We start from the raw sequence: 14482 nt of genomic DNA on the forward strand, positions 1-14482 counted from the left end.
GGTGGAAGGTGGAAATCGGTCATCCGTGCGCGCGGAAGCCGGGTGGTGCGCGGTGCGTCCACAGCGACATCATCAAGACCGCGAGGCCGCATAGAAGCGTGGCCCACACCGATGGCTCCGGCACGGCCGTGACGGCCAGGTCCAGCCGCAGCGCCACGCATTCGCCGGCGCGGCAGCCGGTGGCGGCGATCTGGCCGTGGTCGTTGATGTCGGACGCGTGCAGGATGGTCCAGCCGGAGGCCGGATCGATCAGGGAATTGAGGTCCGTCATGCTGCCGTCGGCGTAGAGGAACGCGTGGCTGCCGGCATCGCCCGGCACATTGGAATTGCCGACCACCTGGTTGCGGTTGTTGATGCCGCTGGCGAAGCTGTAGGTGCCGCCAAGCGTGCCCAAGTCGTGCATGACGCCGCCGGCATAGAGGAAGGCGTGGTCGGCGGCGTTGTCGGTGGTGGCTGCGTAGCCGACCGCGTGGCCGGCGTCGTTCACGCTCCAGGCGGCGCTGTAGTTGCCGCCGAAGGTGCCCAGGTCGCGCATGCCGGTGTTGTCGTACATGAAGGCGTGTGTCCAGCGGAATTCGTCGCTGACCGAGGCGTTGCCGACCACCTGGCCGTGCCGGTTGATGTCGAAGGCGTTGCTGACGCTGCCGCCCAGCGTGCCGAGATCCTGCATCGCGCCGGAAGTGTAGCGGAAGGCGTGGAAGTAGCCTTCGCCATTGGCGGCGCTGCCGACGATTTGTCCGGCGTTGTTGATGCCCAACGCCATCGCCTCGTTGCCGCCCAAGGTGCCAAGGTCGGTCATGCCGCCGGCGGAATACAGGTAGGCGCGCCGCGAATTGTCGGCGGTGGTCGACATGCCGACCACGTTCCCATGGTCGTTGATGGCGGACCCGGTGCTCTCGGCGCCGCCCAACGTTCCAAGCATCGTCAGCGCGCCGTTCGTGTACAGAAATGCTTGCGGCGTGCCGACGCTGTCGCTGACGTCGCCGGCGATTTGGCCGCTGCCGTTGATCGCGTTGGCGGACGTGCCAACGCCGATTTCGACGATGTTGTAGCGGGCCGCGGCCTGCGCCGTCACGCCCGCCAACGATAGGCACAGCGACAGCCAGGCCAGGCAGATGTTGCTCGTGGGTTTCATGACATTCTCCGACAGATTAGTCAGGCCAGCCGTACCAGCCTAACGGCTCACGCCGGAACACGTCTGCGGAAAATCAAACGAGCGACAGGGCCTGCCGTTGTCGGAGGGTCCGTCCGCGCGCAAGTTTTCGCCGGGGATAACCACGCCCCGGCGGGTGCGCTCGGATTGCTACCCGGAGCCGGACGGCCGGCTCCGCAGCGGTGTCACTCGCAGCTGAAACTGGCGGCGTCTTCGACGTTGCCGCTGCCCTTGTACTTGGCCGCCTTCGGATACGGGCACAGCGGACGGGTACGGTTGGCCGACCAGCTCGCCGGCAGGTCGGCATTGACGCCACCGGCGTTGCCGGCGCCGCGCACGCTGGCAATGACGTTGTCGGGCGCCTGGCCGCGCTCTACCCAGTTCACCAGCGGTGTCAGCATGTCGAACTGTTCGGCCGACGGGCCACCGGCGCAGTGGTTCATGCCGGGCACGCGGAAGAAGCGGGCGAAGCTCGACGCATCGCCGCCGTTGGCCGCGCGCAAGCCGTCATACCAGGCGGTGGTGTCGTCGCTGGAGAAGATCGGATCGGCGGTGCCGTGGTAGACCATCATCTTGCCGCCGCGATTTTTCATCGTGGCCAGGTTGGTCGGGTTGGGCGGCAGCATGAATGACAGCGCGCTTTCCGTATAGACGGAGGTGGTGGCGCCGACCCTGGCCAGCATGCTGTCGACATTGCCGGTCAGCGCGAACTGCGGACCGTTGAAGGTCGCCAGGTTTTCGGGCGGCGCTTGCCAGATCAGTCCGACCGCGCCGGAATCGCGCGTCAGCGGGCTGTTGAATTTCCAGTCGGCCCAGCCGCCAGTCGAGATGCCGGCGTCGTAAGGCCAGCTGGAATAGAACTTGGTCCCTGTGCTGGTGGTCGCGCCCGAGAACAGGCCGCCGATGGCGGTTTTTTGCGCGGCGCTCAGGCAGCTGCCGTCGCGCCCGCCCGTGCAGGTCGGTACGTCGCGATCGAGCTTGAAGGCGGCCTGGCACGCCTGCGTATTTTGAATCAAGCCGTCGCTGGCGCCGTCGAGCGCGTCGCATTTCGCCAGCACGGCGTTCTCGACGGTGGTGCGCTCGGCCTTGGTGAAGCCGGTCGACGGGTCGCCGGGCGTGGTGGCCAGCGCATTGTAGGCCTGTCCACCGGCAATGTTGGCGATCGCCGCCAGCGGTAGGCGGAAGCCTGGATTGCCGACCAGGAAGCCGTCGTACTGGTCGGCGAAGCGGGCGGCGGCCACCATCGCGTGACGCCCGCCGTTCGAGCAGCCGCCGAAGTAGGAGCGTTCCGGGGCCTTGCCGTAGGCGATCTGGATCAGGTTCTTGGCTATCGGCGTCAGCTTGCCGGCCGCCTGGTAGCCGTAGTCGAGCCGCGCTTGCGGATCGATGCCGAAGGCGGGGTTGGGTGCGCCGTGTCCGGCGTCGGAACTGATGACGGCAAAGCCCATGTTGAGCGCGCTGTCGAGCGGACCGCCGCCGCCGACCTGGCCGGTGGCCGGCACGATCGAGCCGTCCAGCCCGCCATTGCCTTGATAGAAGAAGCGGCCGTTCCAGTTCAGCGGCAGGCGCATCTCGAAACCGATCGCGTAGCGGGCGCCGTCGACGGTGCTGACGCGGTCGAACATGCGGCCGGTCACTTGGCAATGCGCTGGCACGGGCTTGCCGGCGATGCGCACGACGCCGGCGGCGACGCTGTTGGCGCCGGTGATGGTGGTGTTGGCGAGCTGAACCTTCGTCACCAGGTCGGTGCAGGATGGCAGCGCCGCGCCGGTGGCGGCCGCCAGGCGGGGCAGGCCGGCGCTGTCGACGCTGTCGCCGCCGCCGGCGCAAGCGCTCAGCAGCAATGCCGCCGCGATGGCGGTGGCCAGTGGCATCGTCGGGATCGTGGATGGGTTGGTGCTGCGGCTTTTCATGCGAGTTGTCTCCTCTGTTCTGGCAAAGCGATGGACGTGCGGGTCCCGCGCGGCGTTCTGACGGCTGCGTCGGGACCTGCTTTTGGGTGTTTCGGGGTGCTGCGGGGTACGGATTAAACTCAGTTGGGCATCACGTCCTTGAGCGTGCTGATCGGCTGATTAACCAGTTTGCCGTTGACCTTCTTGACTTCGCGCACGTACATGTTTTGCACGATATCGCGCGAGGCCGGGTCGATGCTGATCGGGCCGCGCGGGCTGTCCAGCTTCATGCCCGACAATACCTTCATGGCGGTGTCGCCGGTGACCGTGCCGTTCAGTTTGCGGATGGTTTCGTACAGCATGGCCATGGTGTCGTAGGCGGCCACGGTGACGAAGGTCGGCGGACGTGCGTTCGGCAGCGCGGCGGCGTAGGCGGCCAGGAAGGACTTGTTGGCCGCGTTGTCCAGCGCCGTAGAGTAGTTCAGCACCGTGATGGCGCCCAGCGCGCGGTCGCCCAGCGCTTCCAGCGTCGGGTGGTCGCTGGTCATGTCGCCAACGCCGAGGAACTTGATGCCGGCCTTGTCCAGCCCCTTGTCGCTGAAGGCTTTAAGCAGGGCGGTGCCGTCTTCGGCGCCGGGGGCGAAGAAGAATAGCGCGTCCGGCTTCTCGTCCTTGATGCGCTGGATGAACGGCGAGTAGTCCGGATTGGCCAGCGGCACGCGCGACGCGCCAACCAGCTTGCCGCCGCCGGCGGTGAAGCCCTTGCCGAAGCGCGCCTCGGCGTCGATGCCGGTGCTGTAGTCGCTCACCAGCGTGTACACCTTGCCGACCTTGTTTTGCGCGGTCCAGGTGCCGAAAGGCTCGGTCATCTGCTGCATCGTCATGCTGGTGCGCAGCATGTACGGCGATTTGGCGGTGATGCCGGTGGTGACGGCGTTCATGACGATCATCGGGATCTTGGCCTGGGTGGCGATCGGCGCCACCGCGAGCGCGCTGGGCGTCAGCGAGAAGCCGATCAGGAAGCTGACCTTGTCGCGCGCGATCAGCTCCTGGGCGGCGCGCTTGGACATGTCGGCGTTGGTGCCGCCGTCGTCGCGGTAGATGATTTCGATCTTCTTGCCGGCCACGGTGGCGCCGTATTGCTGCATATAGGTCTTGATGCCATCCTCGAACGGCTTGCCGGTGTTGGCGAAAGGCCCGGTCAGCGCGGCGATGACGCCGACCTTGATGGTGTCCTGCGCCCGCGCCACGCCGGCGTTCATGCCGATCAGGGCCACGCCGACGACCATGCCGAGGTTGGCCAGTTTTTTAAGTTTCATTGCTTGTCTCCGTCTTTTTTGGTTTATGCCGCGATGATTACTTGTGGATCGGTGCCTTCATACAGTGCCTCGACGACGGCCGCGCGCCGCGTCAGCACCGCCGACTGGTTGATCGAACCCTTGTCGGTCATCTCGCGATGATCGACGGACGGCGGTTCGGCTAGCAGCAGCAGCCGGTCGATGCGCATCGACGAACCGCTGGCGTCCTGGTTCAACAACTTGAGCAAGCGCTCGAACCAGGCCCGCACCGGCGCGCTGGCCAGCACCTCGGCGGCGCCGGCGTCGGGCCCCAGCTCCGACAGCGCCTGGCAATGCTCCATGCGCGGGAACAGCAGCAGGCCGACGGCGTTGCGGTCGATGCCGGTGACCACCGCGTCCAGCACATACGGCGCGGCGGCGCTGATCACCTTCGCGCGCAGCGGTCCGACGCTGACGAAGGTGCCGGTGCCGAGCTTGAAGTCCTCGGCGATGCGGCCGTCGAACATGAAGCCCAGCTCCGGCTTTTCGGGATCGACGAAACGCAGGGCGTCGCCGGTGCAATAGTAGCCATCCTCGTCGAAGACGGCGGCGTTCAGGTCCGGCGCGCGCCAGTAGCCCGGCATCACGTGCGGGCCGCTGAAGCGCGCTTCGAGCTTGTCGCCGAACGGCACCAGCTTGACCTTGCAGCCCGGGGCCGGCACGCCGACATATCCCGCCTTGATGATGTTGCCGGTGCCGAAGGTGCACGACGGCGACGTCTCCGTCATGCCCAGTCCCGTGATGATGCGCACCGATTCGCCGGTTTCGGCGATGGCGGCGTTGTCGAGCCGGTCCCACGCCGCCTGCGACAGGCCGGCGCCGGCGCACAGGAACAGCTTCACGCGCGAGAAGAAGTTGGCGCTCAATTTGGCGTCGGTCTTCATGGCGTCGGTCAGCATCTCGAACCCTTTCGGAATATTGAAATACATCGTCGGCGCGATCTCGCGCAGGTTCCTCAGGGTGGTCGGGAAGTCGCGCGGGGTCGGCTTGCCGTCGTCCAGATACAAGGTGCCGCCGTTGTAAAGCACGATGCCGACATTGTGGCTGCCGCCGAAGGTGTGGTTCCATGGCAGCCAATCCAGCAGCACCGGCGGCTCGTCGCCCATGAACGGGAAGGTTTGCAGCAGCATCTGCTGGTTGCTGCACAACATGCCGTGGGTGGTGGTGACAGCCTTCGGCTTCTTGATCGATCCGGAGGTGAACAGGAACTTGGCGACCGTGTCGACGCCGACGGCGGCATGCGCCGCTTCGACGGTCGACGGTGCGACGTCGAGCAGCGACTGGAAGCTGGTGGACTCGACGCCCGGGACTTCGCCGTTGGCCAGTATCAGTTCCGCGTCCGCCGGCATCACCGCGCCGATGGCGCGGCTGTAGGCGGCGCCGTCGCAGGCGAACAGCGCGCCTGGCGTCAGCTTGGCCAGCATCTCGGACAGCTTGGTGAAATCGGCCGCCACCAGACAATACGAAGGCGACACCGGCGCATACGGAATGCCGGCATACATGGCGCCCAGCGCGAGCTGGAAGTGTTCCAGGTCGTTACCGGACAGGATCACCAGCGGACGTTCGGCCGACAGGCCTCGATCGAGCAGCGCCTGGCCGATGCTGCGCGCGCGGCGCAGCACCTCGGCGTACGAGAGCCGTATCCATTCGCCGTCGCCATCGGCCGCGCGGCGCGCGACCAGGGTGCGCTCCGGGTGGGCGGCGGCGCCCGATTCCAGTCGGTCGGTGAAGCGCGTCGGGAACGCCTCCAGCGGCGTGACCGCGTCCACGTGCCACAGGCCGTCGGCCTGGTAGGCCGCGATCTGCGGATTGCCCAGCCTGACCGGGCGTCGCTTTACCGTGCCGCCGGACTGCTCCGCGATCATCGATTGATTCATGCGGAGCTCCTGTCAGATCGGGTAGTGGCGCGAGGTCGTCTGGATCGTGATCCAGCGCAGCTCCGTGAACTCGGCGATGGCCGCCTTGCCGCCGAAACGCCCGTAGCCGCTGCCCTTGACGCCGCCGAACGGCATCTGCGCCTCATCGTGCACGGTCGGGCCGTTGATGTGGCAGATGCCCGATTCGATCCGGCGCGCGACCGCCATCGCGCGCCCGATATCGCGGCTGAAGACCGCCGACGACAAGCCGTACTCGCTGTCGTTGGCCAGCGCGATGGCTTCCTCGTCGGTGTCGAAGCGCAGGATCGAGACGATCGGGCCGAACGACTCCTCTTGATAGACCTTCATCTCCGGCGTCACGCCGTCGACGATGGCCGGCTGCATGATGTTGCCGACCACTTCGGCCGAGCTTTGCGTCACCCTGGCGCCGCGATCACGGGCGTCCTGCAGCATGGCGGCGACGCGGGTGGTGGCCGACGGATCGATCATGCCGGACAGCGGGGCGTCGCTGTGCGCCGCCTTCAAGCTGGCGGTTTTGGCGGCCAGCTTTTTCAAAAAGGCCGGCGCCACCTTGTTGTCGACCAAAATACGGTCGGCTGACATGCAGATCTGGCCCTGGTTGAAGAAGGCGCTGAACGCGGCCGCTTCGACGGCTTCGTCGAGGTCAGCGTCGTCCAGGATCAGCAGCGGGTTCTTGCCGCCCAGTTCCAGCAGCACGGGCTTCAGGTGGCGGGCGCAATGCTGGGCGATGATGCGGCCCACCTTGGTCGAACCGGTGAAATTGACGCGGCGCACGGCCGGCGCGGCGATCAGGCGCTCCACCACCTGCGGCGCGTCTTGCGGCGCGTTGGTGATGACGTTGACGACGCCGGGCGCGAACCCGGCTTCCTCGAACACGGTGCCGATCAGGCGGTGCAGCGCCGGGCACAATTCGGAAGCCTTCAGGATCACGGTGTTGCCGCAGGCGAGCGGCATGGCGATGGCGCGGGTGCCCAGGATCACCGGGGCGTTCCACGGCGCCAGGCCGACCACCACGCCGCACGCCTGGCGCAGGCCCATGGCCATCGAGCCGGGGACATCGGACGGAATGACCTCGCCGCTGATCTGGGTGGTCATCGACGCCGCTTCGCGCAGCATGTTGGACGCCAGCGTCACATTGAACTGGTACCACATCGGGCTGCCGCCTGCTTCGGCGACGCCGCGGGCGACGAATTCGGCGCGGTAGTGTTCCATCGTGTCGGCGGCTTTGAGCAGCAGCGCGCGGCGGGCGCCGGGCGCCATCGCCGACCAGGCCGGGAAGGCTTCCTGCGCGGCCTTGACGGCGCGGTCGACATCGGCCAGTTGGGCGGCGGCGGCGCGGGTGACCACCTCGCCGGTGGCGGGGCTGCGCCGCTCGAAGGCGGCTTTGTCCTGGGCGGCGGCGCCTTGGCCGCCGATCAGCAGATCGGTATCAAACATGGTTGTCTCCTGTATTTTTATTGTAGAGTTTAGCCGCGTTTGAAAGTCTGCAGACCCGGCTTGATCGTCTTATCGTCCAGGAACTGCTTGAGGCCTTGCGCGCGTCCTTTTTCCGGATCGCGGTAGTTGGACTGGTCGACCTTGGCGTACAGGTAGTCCTCGTTCTGGTCCCAATTCAGTTCGCGGCAGCGCTTGAAGCCGTTCTTGGCGATGCGCAGCACCGTCGGCGCCTTGGCCAGCAGTTTTTCGGCCAGCGCGACCACTTCGTCGCGCAGCTGGGCGCGCGGCACGCTCTTGTTGATCAGCCCCATGGCGGCCGCTTCCTGGCCGGTGAAGGTGTCGCCGGTCATGATGTAGTGCAGCGCCTGGCGGTGGCCCATGGTGTCGGCGACGGCCTTGCTGACCAGGTTGCCGGGCGGGATGCCCCAGTTGATCTCGGACAGGCCGAACACCGCTTCGTCGGCGGCGATGGCCAGGTCGCAGGCGACCAGCGGCGAAAACGCGCCGCCGAAGCACCAGCCGTTGACCATGGCGATGGTCGGCTTGCTGTACATGCGCAGCAGCTTCCATTGCCACTGCGAGCAGTCGCGGCGCAGGCGCTCCTGGAAGATCTCCGGCTTGCCGTCGTTCTCGCGGAAGTACTCCTTCAGGTCCATGCCGGCGGTCCAGGCGTCGCCGGCGCCGGTCAGCACGATCACTTGCGCGTCCTCGTCCAGTTCCAGTGTTTCCAGAACGTCGATCATCTCGCGATTCAGGGTCGGGCTCATGGCGTTGCGCTTGTCGGGGCGGTTCAGCGTGATCCAGCCGATACCTTTTTCAACATCGACCTTGACGGTTTCCCAGCGGGCTTCATATTTGGACATACAATGTGTCTCCTTTTAGTTGGCTGATCTTCAGGCTAAGCTTTAGATTTAAGTATCAGGCTACCTGATATATGACTTATACTATACCCACCTCTTTTGTTTTACAAGAAAATTTTTATGGTCAAAGCAGATTTTTCCGATAGCACTAAACCGTTGGGTCTGGCCTACCTGGTGGGGCGTCTCGATCACGTGTTGAACAAGCGGCTGCGCGATTGCTGCGCGCCGGCCGGCGTGACGGTGCCGCAGTACACGGCGTTGTCGGTGTTCCGCGCGCAGGGCGCGCTATCGAACGCGCAGCTGGCGGTGCGGACGATGGTGTCGCCGCAGTCGGCCAACGAGATGGTGAAGTCGATCGAGGCCAAGGGCTGGATCGAGCGCACGCCCGATCCGTCGCACGGGCGCATTATCCAGATCCAGCTGACCGAGGCCGGGCACGCGATCCTGGCGCAGTGCGACGGCAAGGTGAGGGAGGTCGAGATGCAGATGTTCCCGGATATGGACCACGAGGAGCGCGTGCGCCTGCACGGCCTGCTTCGCGGCGCGGTGCGCGCGCTCAGCCTCGAAGGTATTTGACGGGGTCCGTCACCGACGGCGGGGCCACACGCTTTCCATCAACGGCTTGACACTCAAGCCATGGACCACGATCGACAGCATGATGACGAACAGCGAGATGTGCGTCAGCCGCTGCGCCAGGTCCGGCGCCAATCCCTGCCCGATCGCGTACATCAGGTAGTAGATCGAGCCGATGCCGCGCACGCCGAACCACGCGGTCATCGAGCGCAGTCGCATGCTGGTGTCGCTGCCGGCCAGGCCGAGGAATACGCTGACCGGCCGCGCGATGAAGAACAGGAAGACGGCCATCCAGAGGGCGTCCCAATCCATGTCATGCAGCGAGATCATGCCACCCAGGAGCAGCACCAGGGTGAGCTCCGACAGCCGCTCAAGGTGCTCCTTGAACACCAGCGACTCGGTGCTCACGGTCATCGGCACTTCATGCGTCTCGCTGGTCCTGGCGGCGGCCGATTTCGCCACGTCCTGTTCCAGCATGCCTTGCCGGTCCTTGGGCGCGCCGGCCAGCATCAACTCGGTCTGGCGCAGCGCCACGGCGGCGAAGAACACCGCCAGGAAGCCCCACGCGTGTATCAGGCTGGAGACGCCGTAGACCACGGCGATCAGGCCGAGCCCCACCAGATCGTCCATGATCTCGTGCCGCGGCTTGATGATGCGCAGGCGCCAGCCCAGGCGCGCGGTCAAGGTGCCGCCCAGGTAACCCACGGCGACCGCCGCTCCCGTCGCCCACACCACGTCCACCATGAACCAGCGCCAGTGCCAGGCGCCGGGGTCGTCGCCCATGCCCAGCATGGCCAGGCCGAGGAAGACGAACGGGAAGGCGCTGCCGTCGTTCATGCCGGCCTCGCAGGTAAGGGTGAAACGCAGTTGGTCCTTGTCGCCGGCGTGGCGCACCTGGACGTCGGTCGCCAGCACCGGATCGGTCGGCGCCAGGATGCCGCCCAACAGGATGCCGGCGCCCAGCGGCAGGCCGAGCACGAAGAAGCCGAAGGCCGCCACCAGCGCCACCGTCAACGTCATCGACACCCACGCCAGCCGCAGCGGCGCGTCCCAGTGGCGCAGCTTGAACGGCACCGGCATCTTGATCCCGGCGGAGAACAGCGAGATCAGGATGGCGATTTCGGTCAGCACCTCGAGCAGGTCCGATTGCTGCATCGGGTCGAAGTCGAGGATGTTGAACACTGTGGGGCCGAGCACGATGCCGAAGCCGAGGTACACCATCGCCGACGTGAACGGCGAACGCGAGATGGTGGTGGCGGCCATGCCGCGCGCGAGCATCAGCAGGCCGACCAGCAGGAACCAATGGTTGGTGTTCACGCGCTCTCCAGCCGATGGTGGCGGTTGGCGGCGCGGCCAGAAACCCGCCGCGTGTTGGCTGGATCGAAAGGTTGCTTGCGGTATTTTGTCATTGGCGGCGATACTCCTTGGGGAAGCATAGGAAGATCGGCGCGGGTTGTCTGTGGGCTAGGGCACACGGGCGCCAACTACAACGCCGGCGGTACGCTTTTCTGGCCCCACCACTTGCGGTAATTGGCCGCGTAGGCGCCGGTTTTGACGTAGTCGGCGACGAAGCCGTTGACCAGCTTGAGCAGCTCCGGGTCGCCCTTGGCCATGGCGATGCCGATCGGGGTCTGGCCATGGATGCCGGGCAGGACTTCGAGCTGGTCGTTCTTGCTGGCGAGGTAGTCAAGCAGCGACGAGTCCTCGATTCCGGCGTCGACCCGCTTTTGCTTGAGCAGCAGCACCCCGTCCGGGGCGAAGTTGTCGGTGTAGACGAACATCGCTTGGGGCGATGACTGCTTCAGGAAGGCGTCCGCCGTGGTGCCGCGGCCGACCACCACGCGCTTGCCTTTCAGGTCGGCCAGCGTCTTGATGCCGGCGCTCTTCTGCACGATCACGCGCAGCCCGGCCATATTGTAGGGCGTCGAAAAGTCGACCACGCGCGCGCGTTGCGGCGTGATCGAGACATTGGCCACCACCAGGTCGAGCTGCCGGGACATCAGCATCGAGATGCGCGCGTCCGACGAAACGTCCGAAAAGCGCGCCGGCACGCCGAGCCTGGCCGCGAGCTGCGTGGCGACATCGACGTCGTAGCCGACCGGCTCATTCTTCGCGTTGCGGAATCCAACCGGCTCGCCACCGAGCGAGACGCCGATCCGCACGTAGCCGCGTGCCTTGATTTCCTCGATGCGGCCGGCGACGGCGGAACCGGCGATCATGGTGAGCAGCACGGTGGCGGCGATGCGTTTCAATTGCGGCATGTTGACTCCCTTTTAGGTTAGGCGGCGCTGGCGACGCGCAGTTCCGGCGCGGCCATGCGTTCGTCCCAGTACCAGTAATGTATCTCTTCGTCGCAGCGGAAGCCGACCACCTTGTGGTTGCCCGCCGCGTCGACCGCGTGGATGACGACACCCGCCAGGAAGCCGGTCTTCAACTCGCCCAGTTCCTCCACCGCCAGCTTGACGGCGTCGTCGAGCGAATGCCCGAGCCGCAGCGCCAGCACGATGCTGCGCGATGTCCCGCAGCGCATCGTCATTTCGCCGGTGTGGGTGCAGGCGGCCGCGCCGTACCGGCTGTCGGCGTAGAACCCGGCGCCGACGATGGGCGAGTCGCCCAGCCGGCCCGGATACTTCCACGCCCAGCCGGAGGTCGACGTGACCACGGCCAGCCCCCGCGAGGCGTCGCGGGCCAGGAAGACGGTGGTGTCGCGCACCCGCTCCGGGTCGGTGATGGTGTTGCTGAGCGGGGCGAGGGGGATGTCCGGGAAGGCGGCCAGCTGCTGCGGCGTCATTTCCTTTTGCAGGCGTTCCCACCATACGCGCTTGCTGTCCGGGTGCAGCGTGTCGTCGACGGCGAATCCTCGTTCGGTGGCGAAGCGGCGCGCGCCGGCGCCGGTCAGCATCACATGCGGCAGGTGCTTCATCACCTCGTGCGCCAGGGCGGACACCGGCAGCGTGGCCGGCACCGCGCCGACCGCGCCGACGTCGCGCGTGGTGCCGTCCATGACGCCGGCGTCGAACTCCATCTCGCCCAGCATATTGGGCCAGCCGCCGTAGCCGACGCTGCGCACCCTGGCTTCGCGTTCGACTTTGGCGATGCCGGCGATCATGGCGTCGATGCCGGCGCCGCCTTGTTTGAGCAGATCGACGGTGGTGTCGAATCCCGGCCAGGCTTCGGCGTTCGCTAGCAGCATTTTCATTGATGGTCTTTCTTCATCTTGGAGAGGAATTGGGCGATGCGCGGGTGCGCCAGGCCGCCGTCGGCGGCAAAGAATTGCGCCGTCGGCAGGTCGGCCAGCAGGCGGCCCTGTTCGAGGAAGACGATGCGGGTGGAAATCTGCCGCGCGAAGTCGATTTCGTGGGTGACGAACAGCATCGTCGTGCCGGCCGCCGCCAGCCTGGCGAGGATGTCCAGCACTTCGGCGGTCATTTCGGGATCGAGCGCGCTGGTGACTTCGTCGAGCAGCAGGTAGCGCGGCTTCATGGCGAGCGCGCGGCAGATGCCGACGCGCTGGCGCTGGCCGCCGGACAACTGCGCGGGATAGGCGTCGGCGCGCCCGGACAGGCCGACGGATGCCAGCAGCGCCCGTCCGGCGTCTTCGGCCTCGCTCCGCGGCACCTTCAGCACCTCGATCGGCGCCAGCGTGACGTTTTGCAGCGCCGTCATGTGCGGGTAGAGGTGGAACAGCTGGAACACGGTGCCCGAGCAGCGGCGCGCCTGTTGCAGTTGCTTCGGGTCGTCGACGCGGAAACCGTCGATCGAGATGCGGCCCCTGTCCAGCTTTTCCAGTCCGTTGATACAGCGGATCAGCGTGGACTTGCCAGAACCGCTGGCGCCCAGGATGGACACCACTTCCCCCGGCGCGAGGCGCAGGTTGACGCCATCGAGCACCTTGGTCCGGCCGAAGCTTTTGCCGACGCCATCGATCTGAATCATGCTACAGGCCTTTCCATTGGCTATGGGCGCGCAGCCGGCTTTCCAGGCGCGCGCAGGTGCTGGCGATCAGCTTCGCCATCAGGTAGTACAGCAGTCCGACCACCGTCCAGACGATGAACGGCTTGAGCGTGCGCAGGTTCAGGATGGCGCCGACCTTGGTCAGATCGAGCACGCCGATCACCGAGATCAGCGACGTCACCTGCAACTGGTTGACCAGCAATCCGGTCAGCGGTCCAAGGCCGAAGGCGGCCGCCTGCGGGGCGACGACCTTGCGCAGGATTTGCCAGTGGCTCAAGCCGAACACGCGCGCCGTTTCCAGCTGTTCGCGGCCGACCGACTCGATCGCCGAGACGGCGATGATGTAGATGAATGCCGCCGTGTTGCCGGACAAGGTGATGACGGCCGCCTGCACCGGCGTGATGTCGGTCTCCAGCAGCACCGGCAGGCCGAAGAAGACCAGGAACAGCTGCACCAGCACCGGCGAATTTTTCAGCACTTCCGCCACGGCGGCGAAGCAGGGCGCCAGGACGGGCGTGCGGTAATAGCGCAGCACCGCCCACGCCAGGCCGATCATCAGCCCGATCGCGGTGGTGGCGGCGAACAGCGCGACCGAGACCCCCGCGCCTTGCAGCAGCAACAGGATGTCGTGGGCGGTGAAGTCGGTGTAGCGCATCAGTCGGTACCCAATGCGCGTTCGCGGTTAAGGCGGCGGTGCAGGGCGCCGGCAGTCAGTGACACCAGATAGGTCAGCGTGATGTAGGCCACCAGCAGCAGCGCGTACACCTCGAACGGCGCGAAGGTGTCGGCGGCGACGATCTTGGCGGCGCCCGTCAACTCGTTGAGGGTGATCGTGGACAGGATGGACGAGGTCAGGATCAGGTTGACGAACACGGAACCGAGCGGCCGCACCGAGGTGCGCAAGGCGATCGGCAGCACGATTTTCTGGTAGATGACGCGGCGCGACAGGCCGCTGACCTGGGCCGCCTCGATCACGCCAGGATCGATGGCGAGGATGCCGGAGCGGATAACGTCCGACGTAAAGGCGCCGCCGGCCAGCGACAGCGCCAGCACGCCGGTGCTGAAGGCGTCGAGCTCGATGCCGAGTTCCGGCAGGCCGTAGAAAAGGAAAAACAGCTGGACGATGAACGGGACGTTGCGGAAGATGTCGACGTAGATGCCGGCCAGACGTCGCGAAGCCGGGACCGCCGAGGCGCGCAGCAGGGCCACCACCACCCCCAGCGCCAGTGCGCCGGCCAGCGAGAGCGCGCAAGCGAGCGCCGTCAGGCGTGCGCCGGCCGCGAGGTCGGGGAGATAGGGCGCGAGGAGCGTGGGGTCGAACGTCAAACAGCGGGCTCCAACCTGAAAGCGATACCGGTTTCACATCAATAGTCACGAG

At 66.3% G+C, this 14482-nt stretch carries 13 protein-coding genes; 1 reads left to right on the top strand and 12 read right to left on the bottom strand.

What is annotated here, in order from left to right:
• Positions 1-19: 19 nt before the first annotated feature.
• The 6 genes from BMX85_RS12330 to BMX85_RS12355 all read right to left on the bottom strand — a co-directional run bounded on the left by BMX85_RS12330 (position 20) and on the right by BMX85_RS12355 (position 8580).
• A complete protein-coding gene (locus tag BMX85_RS12330) occupies positions 20-1135 on the bottom strand; it encodes a DUF3466 family protein (RefSeq protein ID WP_090318031.1) in 1116 nt (371 codons plus the stop codon).
• Between the two features lie 203 nt (positions 1136-1338).
• Entirely contained in the window at positions 1339-3066 is a 1728-nt protein-coding gene (locus tag BMX85_RS12335; protein WP_090318034.1) for a tannase/feruloyl esterase family alpha/beta hydrolase, read from the bottom strand.
• Positions 3067-3185: 119 nt separating this feature from the next.
• Complete coding sequence (locus tag BMX85_RS12340; protein WP_090318038.1) at positions 3186-4364, bottom strand: ABC transporter substrate-binding protein; 1179 nt, start codon at positions 4362-4364, stop codon at positions 3186-3188.
• Between the two features lie 23 nt (positions 4365-4387).
• Positions 4388-6259 carry a feruloyl-CoA synthase gene (locus tag BMX85_RS12345; protein WP_090318040.1) on the bottom strand — a complete coding sequence of 624 codons (1872 nt, stop codon included), beginning with the start codon at positions 6257-6259 and terminating at the stop codon, positions 4388-4390.
• A 12-nt stretch (positions 6260-6271) separates the two neighbouring features.
• Positions 6272-7717 carry an aldehyde dehydrogenase gene (locus BMX85_RS12350; protein ID WP_090318042.1) on the bottom strand — a complete coding sequence of 482 codons (1446 nt, stop codon included), beginning with the start codon at positions 7715-7717 and terminating at the stop codon, positions 6272-6274.
• A 29-nt stretch (positions 7718-7746) separates the two neighbouring features.
• On the bottom strand, positions 7747-8580 hold the full coding sequence (locus BMX85_RS12355) for a p-hydroxycinnamoyl CoA hydratase/lyase (protein ID WP_090318045.1): 834 nt from the start codon (positions 8578-8580) through the stop codon (positions 7747-7749).
• 117 nt (positions 8581-8697) lie between these two features.
• Between BMX85_RS12355 and BMX85_RS12360 the strand changes: the two genes are divergently transcribed.
• Positions 8698-9153: a MarR family winged helix-turn-helix transcriptional regulator gene (locus BMX85_RS12360; RefSeq protein WP_090319988.1), complete on the top strand. Its 456-nt coding sequence runs from the start codon at positions 8698-8700 to the stop codon at positions 9151-9153.
• Positions 9154-9162: 9 nt separating this feature from the next.
• Here BMX85_RS12360 and BMX85_RS12365 read toward each other — a convergent pair whose 3' ends face one another.
• The 6 genes from BMX85_RS12365 to BMX85_RS12390 form a co-directional block, all read right to left on the bottom strand.
• A complete protein-coding gene (locus tag BMX85_RS12365; RefSeq protein WP_090318047.1) occupies positions 9163-10467 on the bottom strand; it encodes a cation:proton antiporter in 1305 nt (434 codons plus the stop codon).
• A gap of 167 nt (positions 10468-10634) precedes the next feature.
• Positions 10635-11411, bottom strand: coding sequence for a transporter substrate-binding domain-containing protein (locus BMX85_RS12370; RefSeq protein WP_177196733.1), 777 nt, complete (start codon positions 11409-11411; stop codon positions 10635-10637).
• Between the two features lie 17 nt (positions 11412-11428).
• Entirely contained in the window at positions 11429-12349 is a 921-nt protein-coding gene (locus BMX85_RS12375; protein ID WP_218147327.1) for an isoaspartyl peptidase/L-asparaginase, read from the bottom strand.
• Positions 12346-13086, bottom strand: coding sequence for an amino acid ABC transporter ATP-binding protein (locus BMX85_RS12380; protein WP_090318050.1), 741 nt, complete (start codon positions 13084-13086; stop codon positions 12346-12348). Before BMX85_RS12380 ends, BMX85_RS12375 begins: the two co-directional genes overlap by 4 nt.
• A 1-nt stretch (position 13087) precedes the next feature.
• Complete coding sequence (locus tag BMX85_RS12385) at positions 13088-13759, bottom strand: amino acid ABC transporter permease (RefSeq protein ID WP_090318051.1); 672 nt, start codon at positions 13757-13759, stop codon at positions 13088-13090.
• Complete coding sequence (locus tag BMX85_RS12390) at positions 13759-14430, bottom strand: amino acid ABC transporter permease (protein ID WP_090318054.1); 672 nt, start codon at positions 14428-14430, stop codon at positions 13759-13761. The genes BMX85_RS12385 and BMX85_RS12390 overlap by 1 nt, the downstream gene beginning before the upstream one ends.
• Positions 14431-14482 lie beyond the last annotated feature (52 nt).

The sequence above is a fragment of the Duganella sp. CF517 genome, from assembly GCF_900110275.1.
Classification (GTDB): Bacteria; Pseudomonadota; Gammaproteobacteria; order Burkholderiales; family Burkholderiaceae_D; genus Rugamonas.

Excerpts from the sequence above, each read along its gene's own strand:
- BMX85_RS12380 (WP_090318050.1), bottom strand. The coding sequence starts at position 13,086 with ATGATTCAGATCGATGGCGTCGGCAAAAGCTTCGGCCGGACCAAGGTG.
- BMX85_RS12330 (WP_090318031.1), bottom strand. The coding sequence starts at position 1,135 with ATGAAACCCACGAGCAACATCTGCCTGGCCTGGCTGTCGCTGTGCCTA.
- BMX85_RS12370 (WP_177196733.1), bottom strand. The coding sequence starts at position 11,411 with ATGCCGCAATTGAAACGCATCGCCGCCACCGTGCTGCTCACCATGATC.
- BMX85_RS12385 (WP_090318051.1), bottom strand. The coding sequence starts at position 13,759 with ATGCGCTACACCGACTTCACCGCCCACGACATCCTGTTGCTGCTGCAA.
- BMX85_RS12350 (WP_090318042.1), bottom strand. The coding sequence starts at position 7,717 with ATGTTTGATACCGATCTGCTGATCGGCGGCCAAGGCGCCGCCGCCCAG.
- BMX85_RS12345 (WP_090318040.1), bottom strand. The coding sequence starts at position 6,259 with ATGAATCAATCGATGATCGCGGAGCAGTCCGGCGGCACGGTAAAGCGA.
- BMX85_RS12375 (WP_218147327.1), bottom strand. The coding sequence starts at position 12,349 with ATGAAAATGCTGCTAGCGAACGCCGAAGCCTGGCCGGGATTCGACACC.
- BMX85_RS12355 (WP_090318045.1), bottom strand. The coding sequence starts at position 8,580 with ATGTCCAAATATGAAGCCCGCTGGGAAACCGTCAAGGTCGATGTTGAA.
- BMX85_RS12335 (WP_090318034.1), bottom strand. The coding sequence starts at position 3,066 with ATGAAAAGCCGCAGCACCAACCCATCCACGATCCCGACGATGCCACTG.
- BMX85_RS12360 (WP_090319988.1), top strand. The coding sequence starts at position 8,698 with ATGGTCAAAGCAGATTTTTCCGATAGCACTAAACCGTTGGGTCTGGCC.
- BMX85_RS12340 (WP_090318038.1), bottom strand. The coding sequence starts at position 4,364 with ATGAAACTTAAAAAACTGGCCAACCTCGGCATGGTCGTCGGCGTGGCC.